This is a genomic window from Micromonospora sp. NPDC050187, from assembly GCF_044459745.1.
GTDB lineage: Bacteria > Actinomycetota > Actinomycetes > Mycobacteriales > Micromonosporaceae > Micromonospora.
This window is the reverse complement of record NZ_JBITJH010000002.1, coordinates 398,081-413,190: the sequence shown is the minus strand read 5'-3', so window position 1 is coordinate 413,190 and position 15,110 is coordinate 398,081. Positions and strand designations below refer to the sequence as shown.

The window sequence follows — 15,110 nt, the reverse complement described above, 5'->3', positions numbered from 1 at the left end:
CCGGTACCTGAGGGCCGACGGGTGGGCGGCCCCGGGCCGGAACCTAGGCGATCTCGACGAAGTCGAGTTCCGCCCAGCGGCTGCGGTGGGTCAGCCGGAGGGTGTTGTTGCCGGCGTTGAGCGTGACGTCGGCCCGGACCTGCCGCCAGGTCTCCCATCCCGTGTTCGGGTAGGTGACCGCCTGGGCCGCCCCGCCGTTCACGATGAGGGTGTGCTGGGCGTCGCCGTAGCCGGCGGAGTACGCGATGTGCGCGGTGTAGTTCCCGGCGCGCGGGGCGAACACGGTCACCTCGACCCAACTGTCGGCGTGGTCGATGTACGCGACGGCCTGCCCCTGGGAGGCGGTCGTGGTGGTGCGTACCGCGCAGTTGTTGAGCCGGCCCCGCTCGCTCTCGTAGCGCACCCGGCTGCCCCGCACGACGGGGTACCCGCCGGACCAGCCGAGGTCCGCCACGTACATCCCCCGGGCGCTGTTGTTGTTGATCCAGCCGTGGAAGACGATGCGGTCGCCGCCGGCCTCCCGGACGACGTCCGCACCGCCCGGCCCCCGGACGGCGTTGTCGAACGAGGCCGTGGTGAGCAGCGAACGGTACGCCTTGGTGTACGGGCCGGTCAGCGAGCCCGAGGTCGCGTAGCTGGTCTGGTAGGCGTCGCCGCCGTACCCGCCGAGGGAGTAGAACAGCACGTACTGGCTGCCGACCTTGGTCAGCACCGGTGCCTCGATGACCCCGGCCTCCTCCGGGCGACCGCTGCGTAGCAGCTCCACCCGGGATCCCTGCAACGTCACCCCGTCGGCGGCGACCTGCTGGAGCCAGAGGCTCGTCGGTTGGCCGATCGCGTTGCCGTCGTCCTTGTAGAGCATGTACCGCAGGCCGGTGCTGTCGACGAAGCTGGACGCGTCGATGTCGCCGCCCTCGCCGCCGTTGCAGATCAGCGGCCCGGTGCCGACCGGGGTGAACGGCCCCAGCGGCGATCCGGCCGTGGCCGCCCCGATGCACTGCCGGCCCACGCTGCGGCTGAGCGCGGTGTAGTAGAGCACGTACCTGCCGTCGGCGCGGCGGAACACCTCGGGTGCCCAGGTGCGTCCGCCGCTGGCCCAGGCACCGAGAGTGGGCAGGACGTCGGGCCGGCGCGTCCAGGGGCCGGTCAGCGAGGTCGCCGTGGCCACCGGCACGTTGCCGTTGCCGTTGTTGGTCGAGTAGGCGTGGTAGGTGTCACCGACCTTCAGGATGTCGGGGTCAGGGAAGTCGCTGCCGATGACCAGCGCCGGTGCCGTGGTGGCGGCCAGGGCGGGTGGTGCGGCAATGAGGACGAGAGGGCTGGCCGCGAGGGCGGCGACCAGGCAGGAGAGAAGTCGGCGCATGACCGAATACAACCACGTGCATCGATGTAAAGAAAGGGATCCGGCGCTACCGGGCGGCGTGGGGGGCGCGCGGCGGGCGGGGGATCGGCTCGACGGGCACCGCCGGTGACGCGGTCGACACCAGGCTCGGCGACTGCTCCGGCCCGCCGGCGAGTGAGATCAGGGACGTCAGCAGCGACAGGACCGCGCCGCCGGCAGCCACCCCGCCGGCCATCGGCCAGTCGGCGGTCAGGATGTCGAACCAGCCGTCGAGGGCCCAGAGGCCGAGCAGCGCCTGCGCGGCCGACTTGACCGCCCGTTCGGCGGTCTGCTTCCAGAAGGTCGTGGTGAACACGGTGTCTCCAGGTGCGACACGGCCCGGAAACGGCGCGGTCCGGGCGGAGGGGACGGGGTCGGCGGGCCGCCGGACGCACCGGCGCTCACCTGTGGACAGCCTGCCCGGACCACCGTCCCGCCGCCGTCATCGGCCGCCCGGCCCGCGAAGACGCGACCGCGCCTTCCAGGCGGCGGTGGACCGGACGCGTTCGTCGACGCCCGTGCTACCAGCGGTTGCGTGCCTCCTCCGCCCAACCGACCAGACCGTCGAGGTCGACCCGCTCGCCGTCGTCGGTGGCCGCCCAGCCCGTGAAGTGCCCGAAGCACTGGTGGGTCTCGTTGGCGACGACGCCGAGGCCGGTGCGGGAGACCCGCTCGTGGAAGGGATGGAACGTCACGTCGACCCGGGGACCGGCGATCCGCCACGGACGGATCCAGTCGGAGCGGTCGTACCGCCAGCGCAGCTCGTCACCGATCTTGTGTAGCCGGCCACCGACGACGAGCGCGTTCTCGGTGCTCCCGGTGCCGTCGGTCCAGGCCCCGCCGAGCTGGATCGCGCGACCGGGTCCCGCACCCGCCGCCCAGTTCCAGGTGATCGAGTACGGCCACTTGCCCCGCCCGTGGTCCAGCACCGCGAACGACTCCGCCGGCGGGACGTCGTAGCAGGTGGGACCCACCCGGAACCGGCCGCGCACCGGCCGTCCGACGTCCTTGACCGTGTACTGGAAGCGGTGCCGTCCCCAGGGCACCACCACGCCGAGCGACTCGTGCCCCGGCGGCATCGGCACGGTCAGGTCGATCTCGACCTGCCCGGCGCTGGCCCGCAGGGCGGTCGCCCCGGGTGTCTGGTCGACCGTCACGGTCACCGCGCCGGCCCGGACCGACACCCGCCCCGCGCCGCTGCGCTCGGGCAGGACGACCCCGCGGGCCAACGGGACCACCGCCTCCGTGGCGACCTCCGTGCCGGTGGCCCGGTCGAGCAGGTAGACGCTGTGCACCCCGGCGTAGTCGAGGGAGGACGCGACGACCCCGAGGACGTGCGTGGGGGTGACCACCCCCCAGTACTCCCACCGCTTGCGCCGGCCCCAGCCCCGCAGGTTGGCCCGGTGCAGCGGCCGGCGGGTCCAGCCGACCGCGTCGGGGTTGAGGCGGCCGTCCGGCAGACACAGCTCGACCGGCTCGGTGATCTCGCGCTCGTGCGTCATGGCGGCAGGCTACCGACCGGTCGGTCGTCGATGGAGGGTCGGCGGAACCGGCAACGGGCGGGCACTCCTGTGGTTCTCCGCACTCCGTCCGGTGTGGTCGTCGCCGACGGAGTCGGTGGCCGGCCCCGTGGTCGACCCGCCGATTCGTTCGTAACGTGTGGAGCATGATTCGCACCGCGCACGCCCTGCTCACCACCGGCACCGCCACCCGGCGGGCCGCGCCGCCCGAGGACGGTCTGGTCGGCCACGTCACCGACCTGGTCGAACGGCTCGGTGGCCCCGGAGCGGGCCTGGCCGTCGCGCTGGAGAACCTCTTCCCGCCGATCCCCAGCGAGGTGATCCTTCCCCTGGCCGGCTTCGCGGCGGCCCAGGGACGGATGAGCGTGCTCGGCGCGATCTTCTGGACCACCCTCGGCTCGTTGCTCGGCGCACTCGCGCTGTACCGGATCGGCGCGGTGCTCGGCCGGGACCGGATCCGGGCGGTCGCGGCGCGGCTGCCGTTGGTCAAGCTCAGCGACGTGGACCGCACCGAGGCGTGGTTCCTGCGGCACGGGGTCAAGGCCGTCTTCTTCGGCCGGATGATCCCGATCTTCCGCAGCCTGATCTCCGTGCCGGCCGGGGTGGAGCGGATGCCCATCGGGACTTTCGCCGTCTACACCACGCTGGGCAGCCTGATCTGGAACAGCGCCTTCGTGCTGGCCGGCTACCTGCTCGGCGACAACTGGCACCTGGTGGAGGGGTACGTCGGAGTGCTCCAGAACGTGGTGATCCTCGGCTGCGTGGTGGCCGTCGGCTGGTTCGTGGGCTCCCGCCTCGTCCGGGCCCGACGGGGCGGGGCGTCAGCCGCTGGTCCGGTCCCGCCGGTCGAGCCCGCGCCGCTGAGTGTCGCCCCCGATCCGGTCGAGCCCGCGCCGCTGCGTGTCGCCCCCGATCCGGTCGGACCCGCGCCGCTGCGTGTCGCCCCCGATCCGGGCGGGCGGGGCACGATCTACCGCAGCGCCCGCTCGGACGGGTGGCCGTCCGGCGGACACTCCGACGGGAGGCCCTGAGCCGGTGGCGGGAGACCGGCCGGTGCCGCCGCGCCCGGGAGGGATTCCCCTCGGGGTCGCCCTCGGGATTCTCACCGCCGGCGTCGCGGGGCTCTTCCTCACGGTCGCGGCCGTCGCCGGGGCCGTCGCCGGGGTCGTGCCCCCGGTCCGCCGCCCGGTACGCGCCGAGATCCGGCGGTACGCCTCGGCGCTCGTGCGGCACGAGCGCCGTCGCCTCGTCCGGTTCCACGACGCCGAACTTGCGCCCGGCGCGGCGGGCGGGCGGAAGGATGTGGGCTACCTGGCCGTACGCCTGCTGCCCGGGGCGCTCGGCCTGCTGGCGTACGGGCTGCTCGCCGTCGGCGTGGTGCTGGCGTCTATCGTGCTGCTGGCCACGCTCCGGGGCGACCTCGGCGTGGCCGACGCGCTGGTGCAGGTGGTCGTCGGTGCGGCGTTGTTCCTGGTCAACGTCCAGGCCGTGGCGAGTGTCGGTGCGTTGGACGTGCGGCTCGCCCGGCGTCTGCTCGGCCCGAGCCGGCGGGAACTGCTCGAGGACCGCGTCCGGGAACTGGTGGTGAGCCGGGCGGGCGTGATGGCCGCGGTGGACGCCGAGCGGCAGCGCATCGAGCGGGACCTGCACGACGGGATCCAGCAGCGGCTCGTCGCCCTCGGCATGCTGCTCGGCCGGGCCCGCCGCAGCCGGGACGCCGCCCGAACGGCCGAACTGATCGCCCAGGCCCACTCCGACGTTCAGCAGGCCGTCGTGGAGTTGCGTGAGGTGGCCTGGCGGGTGTACCCGTCGGCGCTCGACGACGCCGACCTCGGGCAGGCGCTGGAGTTGGTCGCCCAGCGCTCCGACGTGCCGGTCCGCATCCGCTGCGACCTGCCGGCACGGCCCGCCCGGCAGGTCGAGACGGTGTTGTACTTCGTGGCCTGCGAGGCGCTGACGAACGCGGCGAAGCACGCCGTCGCTACCCTGATCACCGTCGAGATCGGTGCGGGGGAGGGGATGGTCCGGATGGCGGTGGGCGACGACGGCGTCGGCGGGGCCGACCCTGCCGGGCGGGGGCTGTCCGGCCTGGCCCGCCGGGTCGGGGCCCTCGACGGGCGGCTGCGCGTCGACAGTCCCGCCGGCGGGCCCACCACCGTCTCCGTGGAACTGCCGTGCGGATAGTGCTCGCCGAGGATTCCACCCTGCTGCGGGAGGGGCTGGCCCGGCTGCTGGTCGAGGAGGGGCACGACGTCGCGGCCACCGTCGCCTCCGCCGAGGAACTGACCGGAGCCGTCGACCGGCACCGGCCCGACGTCGTGGTCACCGACGTGCGGATGCCACCCACCCACACCGACGACGGGCTGCGGGCCGCCCTGGAGGTCCGGCGGCGCTGGCCGTCGACCGGCATCCTGGTGCTCTCCCAGTACGTCGAGAAGCGGTACGCCACCCGCCTGCTCGCCGACCGCCCGGAGGGCGTCGGCTACGTCCTCAAGGACCGGGTCGCCCAGGTGGACGACTTCCTCGACGCCCTCGACCGGGTGGCAGCCGGCGCGACCGCGCTCGATCCCGAGGTGGTCCGGCAGGTCCTGGCCGGCACGGACCCGGCCGATCCGTTCACCCGGCTGACCCCGCGCGAGCGGGACGTGCTGCACCACATGGCACAGGGCCACACCAACGCGACCATCGCGGAGCGGCTGCACGTGTCGCAGAGCGCGGTGGAGAAGCACATCAACACGATCTTCGACAAGCTCGACCTGCCGCGGGCGGCCGGCTACAGCCGCCGGGTGCTGGCGGTGCTCCGCTACCTCGGGGTCTGAGTCCGTCGGCTGGGTCAGTCCCGCGCGGGCAGGGTGAACCGCCAGCGCCGCGTCCGTAGGACGGGGACGACCCGGTCGACCGCGTCGACGGTCTGGCTGCGGTCGCCGCCACCGTCGTGCATCAGCACCACGGCACCGGGCGTGACCCCGTCGAGCAGCCGTCGGACGAGTTCGTCGGTGCCGGGCGGTTCCCAGTCGCCGACGGCCAGCCGCCAGCCGAGCGGCCGCATGCCCAGGGACGCGGCCACGGCGGGCGTCCCTCCCCAGGCGCCGTAGGGGGCGCGGAAGTACCGGATCCGGGCACCCGGTACGGCGCGCCGGATGGCGTCGTCGGTCTCCCGCAGGTCCGCCACGATCCGCTCGGGCGGCCAGCGGCCCATGTCGTCGTGGCGCATGCCGTGGTTGCCCAGGGCGTGCCCGTCGGCGACGATCCGGCGGACCACGTCGGGATGGTCGTCGACGTGCTCGCCCCAGAGGCAGAACACGGCGGCGATCCGGTGCCGGCGCAGGACGCCCAGCAGCCGCAGGGTGTCGGCGGGATTCGGTCCGTCGTCGAAGGTGAGGCTGACCGCGCGGCCACCGCCCCGGGCGGTGTCGACGATGGCGGCGCTGACGGGGCGGGGCCGGGCGGGGCCGGGCGCGCCGGCCGGGCGGGTCACGGCGGAAGGTGGCATCGGGTGTCCTGTCCGTACCGGGGCCGTCGCCGGGGCGCCGACCGGGTTCAGTGTTCGAGGTAGGTGGCGTGGTCGAAGTCGGCGTGGACGCCGTCGTTGCCCAGGTCCTGGACCCAGAGGCCGAGGAACGCCCCGGTGAAGCCCCACGCCGCCGGTTCCCCGTCGATGATCAGCGCGGCGTGCTCGTCGGAGAGGATGGTCGCGTCCAGCGTCGTCGGCAGCTCCCGCCAGCCGGCCCCGAGGTCGTACCCGAACCGGACGACCGGACCGTCGAACACCGCCCGCAGCCCGACCCGACCGGCGTCGCCGACCTCGACGGTCAGGTCGGGGTACGTCCGGCGGCGTCCACCGTCCGCGCTGAGCAGTTCCAGCACCACCTGCCCGTGGTCGGCCCGGGTCAGGTAGAGGTAGTGCCAGTTCAGGGTGTTGTAGTACGCGGTTATCCCGGCCAGGTGCCGGTGGTCGAGCGGGTCGAACTCGACCACCGTCTCCAGCGAGCACCGGGTCGCCCCGACCCGTCGCGCCACCAGGCTGGGCGTCTGCCGGCCGACCGGTGACTGCCCACCGTGGATCCGCAGGTGGGACGGGCGGGTCCGCAGGTCGAGCCAGTCCGGGCCGGCCGGCCGGCGCAGCGTCGACCAGCCCGGGCCGAGCCGGTCGTCGTCGAAGTGGTCGGTGGCCGGCTCCGGCGGCCAGGGGTGCGCGGGCAGGTCGGGCGCGGTGACCTCGTCCGCCGGGACGCCCCCGGGGACGCGGGGCCAGCCGCCCGGCGCCCACTCGATCCGCTGGATCGCGGTCTCCCGGCCCAGCACGCAGTTGCCCAGCGGCGTATAGGGCCGCCCGACCAGGTGCGCCAGGTACCAGTCGCCCGCCGGGGTGCGGACCAGGCTGCCGTGGCCGGCCTTCTGCAACCGTAGATCCGGGCGGCCGACCGAGGTCAACAACGGTCCCGCCGGATCCACCTCGTACGGCCCGAACAGCTCGCGTGACCGCGCGACGGTGACCTGGTGCTCCCAGCTGGTGCCCCCCTCGGCGGTGACCAGCCAGTACCAGCCGTCGTGGCGGTAGAGGCGCGGCGCCTCGGTGAGCCCGACCGGGGTGCCGGTGAAGATGGTCCGGGGACGGCCGACCAGTCGGCGCCGGACCCGGTCGTAGCGTTGGATCTCGATGCCGGCGAAGCGGTCGCGGCCGGGCCGCCAGTCGGCGCTCATGCTCAGCAGCCAGCTGTCGCCGTCGTCGTCGTGGAACAGCGAGGCGTCGAAACCCCGCCCGTGCAGCTTTACCGGATCGGACCAGGGACCGGCGATGTCGGGCGCGGTGACCAGGAAGTTCTGCGGATCCCAGTAGCCGCTCGCGAAGCTCGCCACGTCGCTGTACACCAGGTGGAACTCACCGTCGTGGTGGGACAGGTCCGGTGCCCACACGCCGTTGGAGTCCCCGCAGCCGCGCAGGTCGAGCAGGCGACGCTCGGTGATGATCCCGCCCAGTGGTCGCCAGTGCACGAGGTCACGGGAGTGGTGCACCCGCACCCCCGGATACCACTCGAAGGTCGAGGTGGCCAGGTAGTAGTCGGCGCCCACCCGCAGGATCGACGGGTCCGGGTGGAATCCCGTCAGGACGGGATTGCGGATCGACCGGGCGGCGGTCGCCACGTCAGCGGTCTCGGTCGACATGTCGGCTCCTCTGGTGCGGCTTTCGGCAAACTTCCGGAAGTCCCGTCCGGAAACGCGGTACGTCTCAACCACGGTAACCGCTCTTGTCGCGATAGGACAGACCCCTTGACCCGGTGTGCAACCACGTCGTAGCGTGCCCGCCATCACTTGGTAATTCCGGCACCGCTTGCGAAACTTCCGGAAAACCATGGCCGAATCGCGTCGGCCAGATCGGCATCCGAGCACCTCGTGAGTCCCCGAAGGGATGAACCATGGCAGCGCACCTCTCCCGCAGAACGCTGTTCGGCCTCGTCGGCGCCGGTGCCGGCGCCTACCTGCTCGGCGCCTGCGGCGGCGGGGACTCCGGCGACCCGGACGGCCCGCAGGCGATCAACTGGTGGCATATCCAGAACACCGAGCCGATGCTGCCGGTCTGGGCGGCGATGGCGAAGGAGTACCAGTCCACGCACGACGGCGTGACCGTCGAGATCCAGCCCCTGGAGAACGAGGCGTTCAAGGCCAAGCTGACCACCGCCACCCAGGCCGGAAGCCCGCCCGACCTCTTCCAGTCCTGGGGCGGGGGAGTGCTCCGGCAACAGGTCGACGCGGGCCTGGTCCGGGACCTCACCGACGACGTACGGCCCTGGATCGACACCCTGCTGCCCGCTGCGGTGCAGCCGTTCACCGTCGACGGCAGGATCTACGGCGTCCCGTTCGACGTCGGCATGGTCGGCTTCTGGTACAACAAGGATCTCTTCGCCTCCGCCGGTGTCACCGCCGAGCCCACCACCTGGGCCGGGCTCCTCGACGCGGTCCGGAAACTCAGGGCAGCCGGCACCGTTCCCATCGCGCTCGCCGGCAAGGAGAAGTGGCCGGGCCACTACTACTGGGCCTACCTGGCGATGCGCATCGGTGGGCTCGGCGCACTGCAACAGGCCGCCAAGGACAACAACTTCGACACCCCCGACTTCGTCGCGGCCGGTGAGCGGCTCAAGGAACTGGTGGACCTGCAACCGTTCCAGAAGGGCTTCCTCGGCGCGGACTACAGCTCCCCGGACGGGCAGGCCGCCACGATGGGCAACGGCGGCGCGGCCATGGAACTGATGGGCCAGTGGGCCCCGTCGGTGCAGGCGTCCTCCTCCACCAGCAAGAAGGGACTCGGCGACAAACTCGGCTTCTTCCCGTTCCCGTCGGTCGAGGGGGGCCGGGGCTCGGCGTCGGAGGCGTTCGGCGGCGGCAACGGCTTCGCGGTCGGCAAGGACGCGCCCGCCTCGACGGTCGACTTCCTCCGGACGCTGCTCACGGTCGACAACCAGCGCAAGGCCGCGGCGACGGGGGCGGTGCTGCCCACGGCCACCGCCGCCGCCGACGCCATCTCCGACCCCAACAACCGGGTGGTCGCGCAGACCCTGGCCGCCGCGACCGGGTTCCAGCTCTACCTCGACCAGGCCTACCCGCCGGCCGTCGGCCAGCAGGTCAACGACAGCGTCGCCGAGCTGGTCGCCGGTAACCGGACGCCCGCGCAGATCGTCCGGGACATCACCACGGTGGCGAAGAACCAGTAGGCATGGTCACCGACCACACCGGCCCGGAGTCGGCCGCCAGAATCGAGGGGAAACGGGTATGACCACGGCGTCGACCACGTCCGGCCCACGGCGTGGCGGTGCGACGGGCCCTCCGGTCCCGGGACCGGACGGCGCGCGACCGCGTCGCCGCCGGCCCCGGGCGGGCCGCCTAACCGCGATCACCACCTTCCTCACCCCGGCGTTGGTGCTGTTCCTGCTGCTGGTCGTCGCCCCGATCGTGGTGGCCAGCTATGCCAGCCTGTACAAGTGGAACGGCTTCGGCCTGCCGGACAACTTCGTCGGGCTGGAGAACTACACCCGCGCCCTCGGCGACCCCACGTTCCGGGGGGACCTGTGGCGGGGCCTCGTCCTGGTCGTGCTGTCGCTCGTCGTCCAACTGCCGGTCGCGTTGGGCCTGGCCATGCTGCTCAACCAGCCGCTCGCCGGCCGCAGCGTCTACCGGCTGCTCTTCTTCGCGCCGTACGTGCTCTCCGAGGTCACCACCGCGGTCCTGTTCACCCTGGTGTTCTCGCCCAACCGGGGACTCGGGGACACACTGTCGCGGTGGCTGGGCGCCGACGCGGGTGCGGTCTTCGCCGACCCGGACACCGTGCTGCTCGCGGTCTTCCTCGTGATCTCCTGGAAGTACTTCGGCCTCCACATGATCCTCTACCTCGCCGGCCGGCAGGGCATCCCCAAGGAACTCTTCGAGGCCGCCACCACCGACGGCGCCGGGGCCTGGCAGACGTTCCGCCACGTCACCCTGCCGCTGCTCGGCCCGACCATCCGGATCAGCGTGTTCCTGTCGGTCATCGGCACCATCCAGCTGTTCGACATGGTCTGGGTGCTCACCGGCGGCGGCCCGATCCACGCCTCGGAGACCATGGCCGTGACGATGTACCAGTACGGATTCCGCCGCTTCGAGGTGGGTTACGCCAGCGCGATCAGCATCGTCATGTTCCTGCTGAGCCTCGTCTTCGCCCTCGTCTACCAGCGGTACGTGCTGCGCCGCGACACCGAGGGCGCCCTCACCAACCAGGGAGGCCAACGGTGACCGGCACCGCGAACCCCGGGCGGCGGGCCCGCCTCGTGCTGCACCTCGTCTGCGTCGCCGTCGCCGCCCTCATCGTCGTGCCGGTCTGGTTCGGGCTGCTCGGCGGGTTCAAGGACAACGGCCAGCTCTCCACCAACCCGCTCGGCTGGCCCGACCCGTGGGTGACGGAGAACTACACCGGGATCCTCGGCTCCGGGGTGTTCTGGCGGCAACTGGGCAACAGCGTCCTGATCGCGGTGGCCACGACGGCTGTGGTCGTCGGCGCGGCGGCGATGGCCGCGTTCGTCTTCGCGCGTTTCGCGTTCCGCGGCCGGGAGTTGCTGGCCACCCTCTTCGCGGTCGGGCTGATGTTCCCGTTCGCGGTGGCCATCCTGCCGCTGTTCGTCCTGCTGCGCGGGATGGGCCTGCTGGACAACCCGCTCGGGGTGATCCTGCCGCAGGCCGCGTTCGGGCTGCCGGTCACCATCATCATCCTGCGGCAGTTCTTCCGCACCATCCCCGGGGAGGTCGAGGAGGCCGCCGTCCTCGACGGGTGCGGCCCCTTCGGGTTCTTCTGGCGGATCCTGCTGCCGATGGCCCGTCCCGCGCTGGCCACCGTCTCGGTGCTGGCCATCGTGTCGAGCTGGAACAACTTCATGCTGCCGTTGGTGGTGTTCACCGACCAGAGCTGGTGGACCCTCCCGGTCGGGGTGCAGGCCTTCCAGGGGCAGTACGCCGACGACACCGCCCGGGTGCTCGCCTACGTGGTGCTGTCCATGCTGCCGGCCCTGGGCTTCTACGCCGTCGCCGAACGCCAGCTCATCGGCGGTCTGGCCGGCAGCGTGAAGGGCTGAGCCGCGTCCCCCGCCACCGGGGGGCGCGTCGGCGGCTCCGGTAGCCTTCACCGACCACAGGCACGAGCCACGACGAAAGGGCGGACCGTGGGCACCGACAACGACCGGAACGTCACCATCGCGATGATCGCGCGCCTGGCCGGCGTTTCCGTGCCGACGGTCTCGCGGGTCATCAACGGCCGGTCCGACGTCGCCCCGCAGACCCGCGAACGGGTCGAGGAGCTGCTCACCCGGCACGGCTACCGCCGCCGTCCGCCGAGCCGGCGGCCCCGCTCCGGCCTGGTCGACCTGGTCTTCAACGACCTCGACAGCCCGTGGGCGGTGGAGATCATCCGTGGGGTGGAGGACGTCGCGCACAGCAGCGGCGTCGGCACCGTCGTGTCGGCGATCCACCGGCGCACCTCGTCGGCCAAGCAGTGGCTCGACAACATGCGGACCCGCTCCACCGAGGGGGTCATCTTCGTGACCTCGATGGTGGCGCCACCGTTGCAGGCCGAGCTGCGCCGCCTCAACATCCCCGTGGTCATCGTCGACCCGGCCGGGGTGGCCCCGCAGGAGGCGCCGACGGTCGGGGCCACCAACTGGGCGGGCAGCCTGCGGGCCAACCAGTACCTGCTCGGCCTCGGCCACCGGCGGATCGGGTTCATCGCCGGGCCGCCCCAGCTGATGTGCAGCCGGGCCCGGCTCGACGGCTACCGCGCGGCCCTCGAGGCCGCCGGCATCGCCTTCGACGACGCGCTCGTCCGTCCCGGCAACTTCTACCACGAGGCCGGGTACGCCGCCGGCACCCAGCTGCTGGCGTTGCCCGATCCGCCGACGGCCATCTTCGCCTCCAGCGACCAGATGGCGCTCGGCGTCTACGAGGCGGTACGCAAGCGTGGCCTGCGAGTGCCCGACGACGTCAGCGTGGTCGGCTTCGACGACCTGCCCGAGGTCCGCTGGTGCTCCCCGCCGCTGACCACGATCCGCCAGCCGCTGGCCGAGATGGGCATGCTCGCCGCGCGGACCGTGTTGCGGCTGGCCCGTGGCGAGAAGATCGAGAGCCCCCGGGTGGAACTCGCCACCGAACTCGTCGTCCGCGACAGCGCCGCCCCGCCGGCCGACCGGTAGGGGACCCGTCTCACCGGTCCCGGACCGCCCGGCGGGACAGCCCCAACCCGAAGGCGGCGGCCAGCGTCGCGGCGGTCGCGAGGAAGAGCACCGTGCTGCCGTACGTCTCCACCACCACACCGGCCATCACGGTGGAGAGCGGGAACAGACCCAGCGCGGCGAAGAGGACCGCGCTCATCACCCGACCGAGCAGGTGCGCGGCGGTGTTCTGCTGGACGACCGTGATGATCAGCACGTTGGTGACCGTACTGGCGACCCCGGCGACGGCGAGGGCGACGAGCGCGCCGGCATAGCCGGCGAACGGCACCAGCGCCACCGCCCCGGCCATCACCAGCCCGGAGAGCATGGCGGTGGCCCCCCGACGTCGGAGACCGGTCAGTCCGGCGCTGAACAGCCCACCCGCGAGCGAACCGCCGGTGAACGCGGCCAACAGGCCACCGAAGCCGCCGGGACCGGCGGCCAGGTCCACACTGGCCAGTGAGGGCAGACCGACCCGGATCATCCCGCCGACGGTCAGGTTGGCCGCCGCGGTCACCACCAGGACCGTCCGCAGCAGCGGCGACTCGCGCAGCAGCTGCCGGAACGTCACCCGCGTCGCCGGCGGCGACCCGGCCTCGGCGACGACCGGCACGGCCCGGCGGTGGCTCGCCCCGATGGCCGCCAGACAGACCGCCGACACCGCGAAGGTGAGCGCGTCCACGGTGAACGCCGCGCCCGGCGAGAGCGCGACCACCACCAGGCCGGCCACTCCGGGTCCGGCCAGCCCGGCGGCGAAGGCGGCGGTGCTGTTCAGCGCGTTGCCCGCCTGGAGCTGCTCGGGCGGGAGCAGCCGGGGCGTGATGGCGTACGCCGCGGGTTGGAACAGGCCGGCCCCCAGGCCGGTGCCGGCGACCAGGAGTCCGAGCAGCAGGAGGTCGCGGACGCCGGTGAAGGCGGCCGCCGCGATTCCGACGGTGGACGCCAGCCGCGCGAGGTCGGCGGCCAGCATCACCCGCCACGCCCCGATCCGGTCGGCGAGGATCCCGCCCAGCGGTGTGGTCGCCAGCCGGCACAGGCCGTAGACGGCGACCAGCAGCCCGAGTTCCCGGGCGCCCCCGCCGATCCGGTAGACCAGCCAGGGCAGTGCGACCGCGTGGAACGCGTCGCCGAAGACCGAGACGGACTCGGCCGCGAACAGCAGCCGGAAGTTCCGGGACCGCAGCGGCGTCAGGTCCAGCCGGGGCCGCAGGCGTCGACGGGTGGCGGTGGCGGAGTCAGCCATGCCGGGCCACCGGCAGTGACTCCAGCCCGCGCAGCATGATCGTGTTGCGCCACCGCAGGGTGTCCTCGCCGCCGGCCAACGTCAGCCCGGGGTGGCGTTCCAGCAGCCGGCCCAGCGCCACCTCTCCCTCGAGCTTGCCGAGGAACGCGCCGAGACAGCGGTGCAGGCCGTGCCCGAAGGCGAGGTGCCCGGGATCGGCGCGGTCGAGGACGAGCCGGTCGGCGTCGGGAAACCGGTCGGGGTCGCGGTTGGCCCCGCCCAGCGAGACGAGGACCAACTCGCCGGCGGGGATCTCGACCCCGTCGACGTCCACCGGCGCGGTGGTGAACCGCAGCGTTGCCATGCTGACCGGGGACTCGTACCGGAGGAACTCGTCCATCGCCACGGGCAGGGCCGCCGGGTGCTCCCGCAGCCAGCGGTACTGGTCGGGGTGGCGGATCAGGGCGAGGGTGGCGGTGCCCAGCAGGTTGACGGTCGTCTCGTGACCACCGATGAGCAGCAGGAACACCATGCCGACGATCTCGTCGTCGGTAAGTTGGCCCTGGTCGCGGGCGGCGAGCAGCACGGTCAGGATGTCGTCGCGGGGATCGGACCGGCGCTGCCGGAGCAGCCCGGTGATGTAGTCGGTCAGGTCCCGCATCGCCCGGTCGAACGCCTCGGAGTCGTCGCTGTGGGTGAGGATCGCGGTCGACCAGTTCCGGTAGGCGAGGCGGTCCTCCGGCGGGAAGCCGATCAGCTCACAGATGATCAGCATGGGCAGCGGGAAGGCGAAGTCCGTCACCAGGTCGACGGTGTCCCGGCCGTCGAGCCCGTCGAGCAGCGTGGTGGTGATCCGCTCGACCATCGGCCGCATCGCCGCCACCCGCTTGGCGGTGAAGAACCCGTGGATCAGCCGGCGGAGCCGGGTGTGGTCGGGTGGGTCGCTGTTGAGCATGTGGACCATGTCGCTGCCGAGGGTCGTACCCTCGACCCGCTCGTCCGCCAGTTCCTGCGCCCGCCGGACGTCCTGGCCGAACCGGGGGTCGGCCAACGCGGCCCGTACGTCGCGGTACCGGGCGATCACCCACATGGGCAGGCCCTCGTCGCTGTGCAGGATCGACACCGGGCCGTTGGCCCGGATCCGGGCCAGGGTGGGGTAGGGGTCGACGATGAACGGGGCCTGCCCCGGTGACGCCGGCTCGTCCCTGGTGGTGTCCATGGGTCTCCTCGTGGCGAGCGGTCGGGGTGCTGGCGGGCGGTCG

14 protein-coding genes are annotated in these 15,110 nt (G+C 72.8%); 7 read left to right on the top strand and 7 right to left on the bottom strand.

Annotated features, from left to right (window positions below; genetic code table 11):
* Positions 1-43 precede the first annotated feature (43 nt).
* The 3 genes from ACIBJE_RS05075 to ACIBJE_RS05065 all read right to left on the bottom strand — a co-directional run bounded on the left by ACIBJE_RS05075 (position 44) and on the right by ACIBJE_RS05065 (position 2,883).
* A complete protein-coding gene (locus ACIBJE_RS05075) occupies positions 44-1,363 on the bottom strand; it encodes a family 43 glycosylhydrolase (protein ID WP_396743017.1) in 1,320 nt (439 codons plus the stop codon).
* A 46-nt stretch (positions 1,364-1,409) separates the two neighbouring features.
* Positions 1,410-1,697, bottom strand: a complete 288-nt coding sequence (locus tag ACIBJE_RS05070; protein ID WP_396743014.1) for a holin — start codon at positions 1,695-1,697, stop codon at positions 1,410-1,412.
* 205 nt (positions 1,698-1,902) lie between these two features.
* The gene (locus tag ACIBJE_RS05065) at positions 1,903-2,883 is read right to left on the bottom strand and encodes a DUF2804 domain-containing protein (protein ID WP_396743011.1); all 981 of its coding nucleotides are present in this window, start codon (positions 2,881-2,883) and stop codon (positions 1,903-1,905) included.
* Positions 2,884-3,047: 164 nt separating this feature from the next.
* Here ACIBJE_RS05065 and ACIBJE_RS05060 point away from each other — a divergent pair, with 164 nt between their 5' ends.
* Genes ACIBJE_RS05060 through ACIBJE_RS05050 form a run of 3 tightly spaced genes read left to right on the top strand, consistent with a single transcriptional unit; the run spans position 3,048 to position 5,720 of the window.
* Positions 3,048-3,932, top strand: coding sequence for a VTT domain-containing protein (locus tag ACIBJE_RS05060; RefSeq protein WP_396743008.1), 885 nt, complete (start codon positions 3,048-3,050; stop codon positions 3,930-3,932).
* Between the two features lie 22 nt (positions 3,933-3,954).
* Complete coding sequence (locus ACIBJE_RS05055) at positions 3,955-5,085, top strand: sensor histidine kinase (protein WP_396743005.1); 1,131 nt, start codon at positions 3,955-3,957, stop codon at positions 5,083-5,085.
* A complete protein-coding gene (locus tag ACIBJE_RS05050; RefSeq protein ID WP_396743002.1) occupies positions 5,076-5,720 on the top strand; it encodes a response regulator in 645 nt (214 codons plus the stop codon). Before ACIBJE_RS05055 ends, ACIBJE_RS05050 begins: the two co-directional genes overlap by 10 nt.
* Before the next feature lie 14 nt (positions 5,721-5,734).
* Here ACIBJE_RS05050 and ACIBJE_RS05045 read toward each other — a convergent pair whose 3' ends face one another.
* Together ACIBJE_RS05045 and ACIBJE_RS05040 are read right to left on the bottom strand one after the other, a co-directional pair.
* On the bottom strand, positions 5,735-6,394 hold the full coding sequence (locus tag ACIBJE_RS05045; RefSeq protein WP_396742999.1) for a polysaccharide deacetylase family protein: 660 nt from the start codon (positions 6,392-6,394) through the stop codon (positions 5,735-5,737).
* A gap of 47 nt (positions 6,395-6,441) precedes the next feature.
* Positions 6,442-8,067 carry a glycoside hydrolase family 43 protein gene (locus ACIBJE_RS05040; protein ID WP_396742996.1) on the bottom strand — a complete coding sequence of 542 codons (1,626 nt, stop codon included), beginning with the start codon at positions 8,065-8,067 and terminating at the stop codon, positions 6,442-6,444.
* 251 nt (positions 8,068-8,318) lie between these two features.
* On the opposite strand from ACIBJE_RS05040, the gene ACIBJE_RS05035 reads away from it, so the two are divergent.
* The 4 genes from ACIBJE_RS05035 (at position 8,319) to ACIBJE_RS05020 (ending at position 12,608) form a co-directional block, all read left to right on the top strand.
* Positions 8,319-9,611, top strand: a complete 1,293-nt coding sequence (locus ACIBJE_RS05035; RefSeq protein WP_396742993.1) for an ABC transporter substrate-binding protein — start codon at positions 8,319-8,321, stop codon at positions 9,609-9,611.
* 58 nt (positions 9,612-9,669) lie between these two features.
* Positions 9,670-10,665 carry a carbohydrate ABC transporter permease gene (locus ACIBJE_RS05030; protein ID WP_396742990.1) on the top strand — a complete coding sequence of 332 codons (996 nt, stop codon included), beginning with the start codon at positions 9,670-9,672 and terminating at the stop codon, positions 10,663-10,665.
* Positions 10,662-11,498 carry a carbohydrate ABC transporter permease gene (locus ACIBJE_RS05025; RefSeq protein ID WP_396742987.1) on the top strand — a complete coding sequence of 279 codons (837 nt, stop codon included), beginning with the start codon at positions 10,662-10,664 and terminating at the stop codon, positions 11,496-11,498. The genes ACIBJE_RS05030 and ACIBJE_RS05025 overlap by 4 nt, the downstream gene beginning before the upstream one ends.
* Before the next feature lie 123 nt (positions 11,499-11,621).
* The gene (locus ACIBJE_RS05020) at positions 11,622-12,608 is read left to right on the top strand and encodes a LacI family DNA-binding transcriptional regulator (protein WP_396743503.1); all 987 of its coding nucleotides are present in this window, start codon (positions 11,622-11,624) and stop codon (positions 12,606-12,608) included.
* Between the two features lie 10 nt (positions 12,609-12,618).
* Here ACIBJE_RS05020 and ACIBJE_RS05015 read toward each other — a convergent pair whose 3' ends face one another.
* Complete coding sequence (locus ACIBJE_RS05015; RefSeq protein WP_396742984.1) at positions 12,619-13,869, bottom strand: MFS transporter; 1,251 nt, start codon at positions 13,867-13,869, stop codon at positions 12,619-12,621.
* Complete coding sequence (locus tag ACIBJE_RS05010; protein ID WP_396742981.1) at positions 13,862-15,067, bottom strand: cytochrome P450; 1,206 nt, start codon at positions 15,065-15,067, stop codon at positions 13,862-13,864. Before ACIBJE_RS05010 ends, ACIBJE_RS05015 begins: the two co-directional genes overlap by 8 nt.
* Positions 15,068-15,110 lie beyond the last annotated feature (43 nt).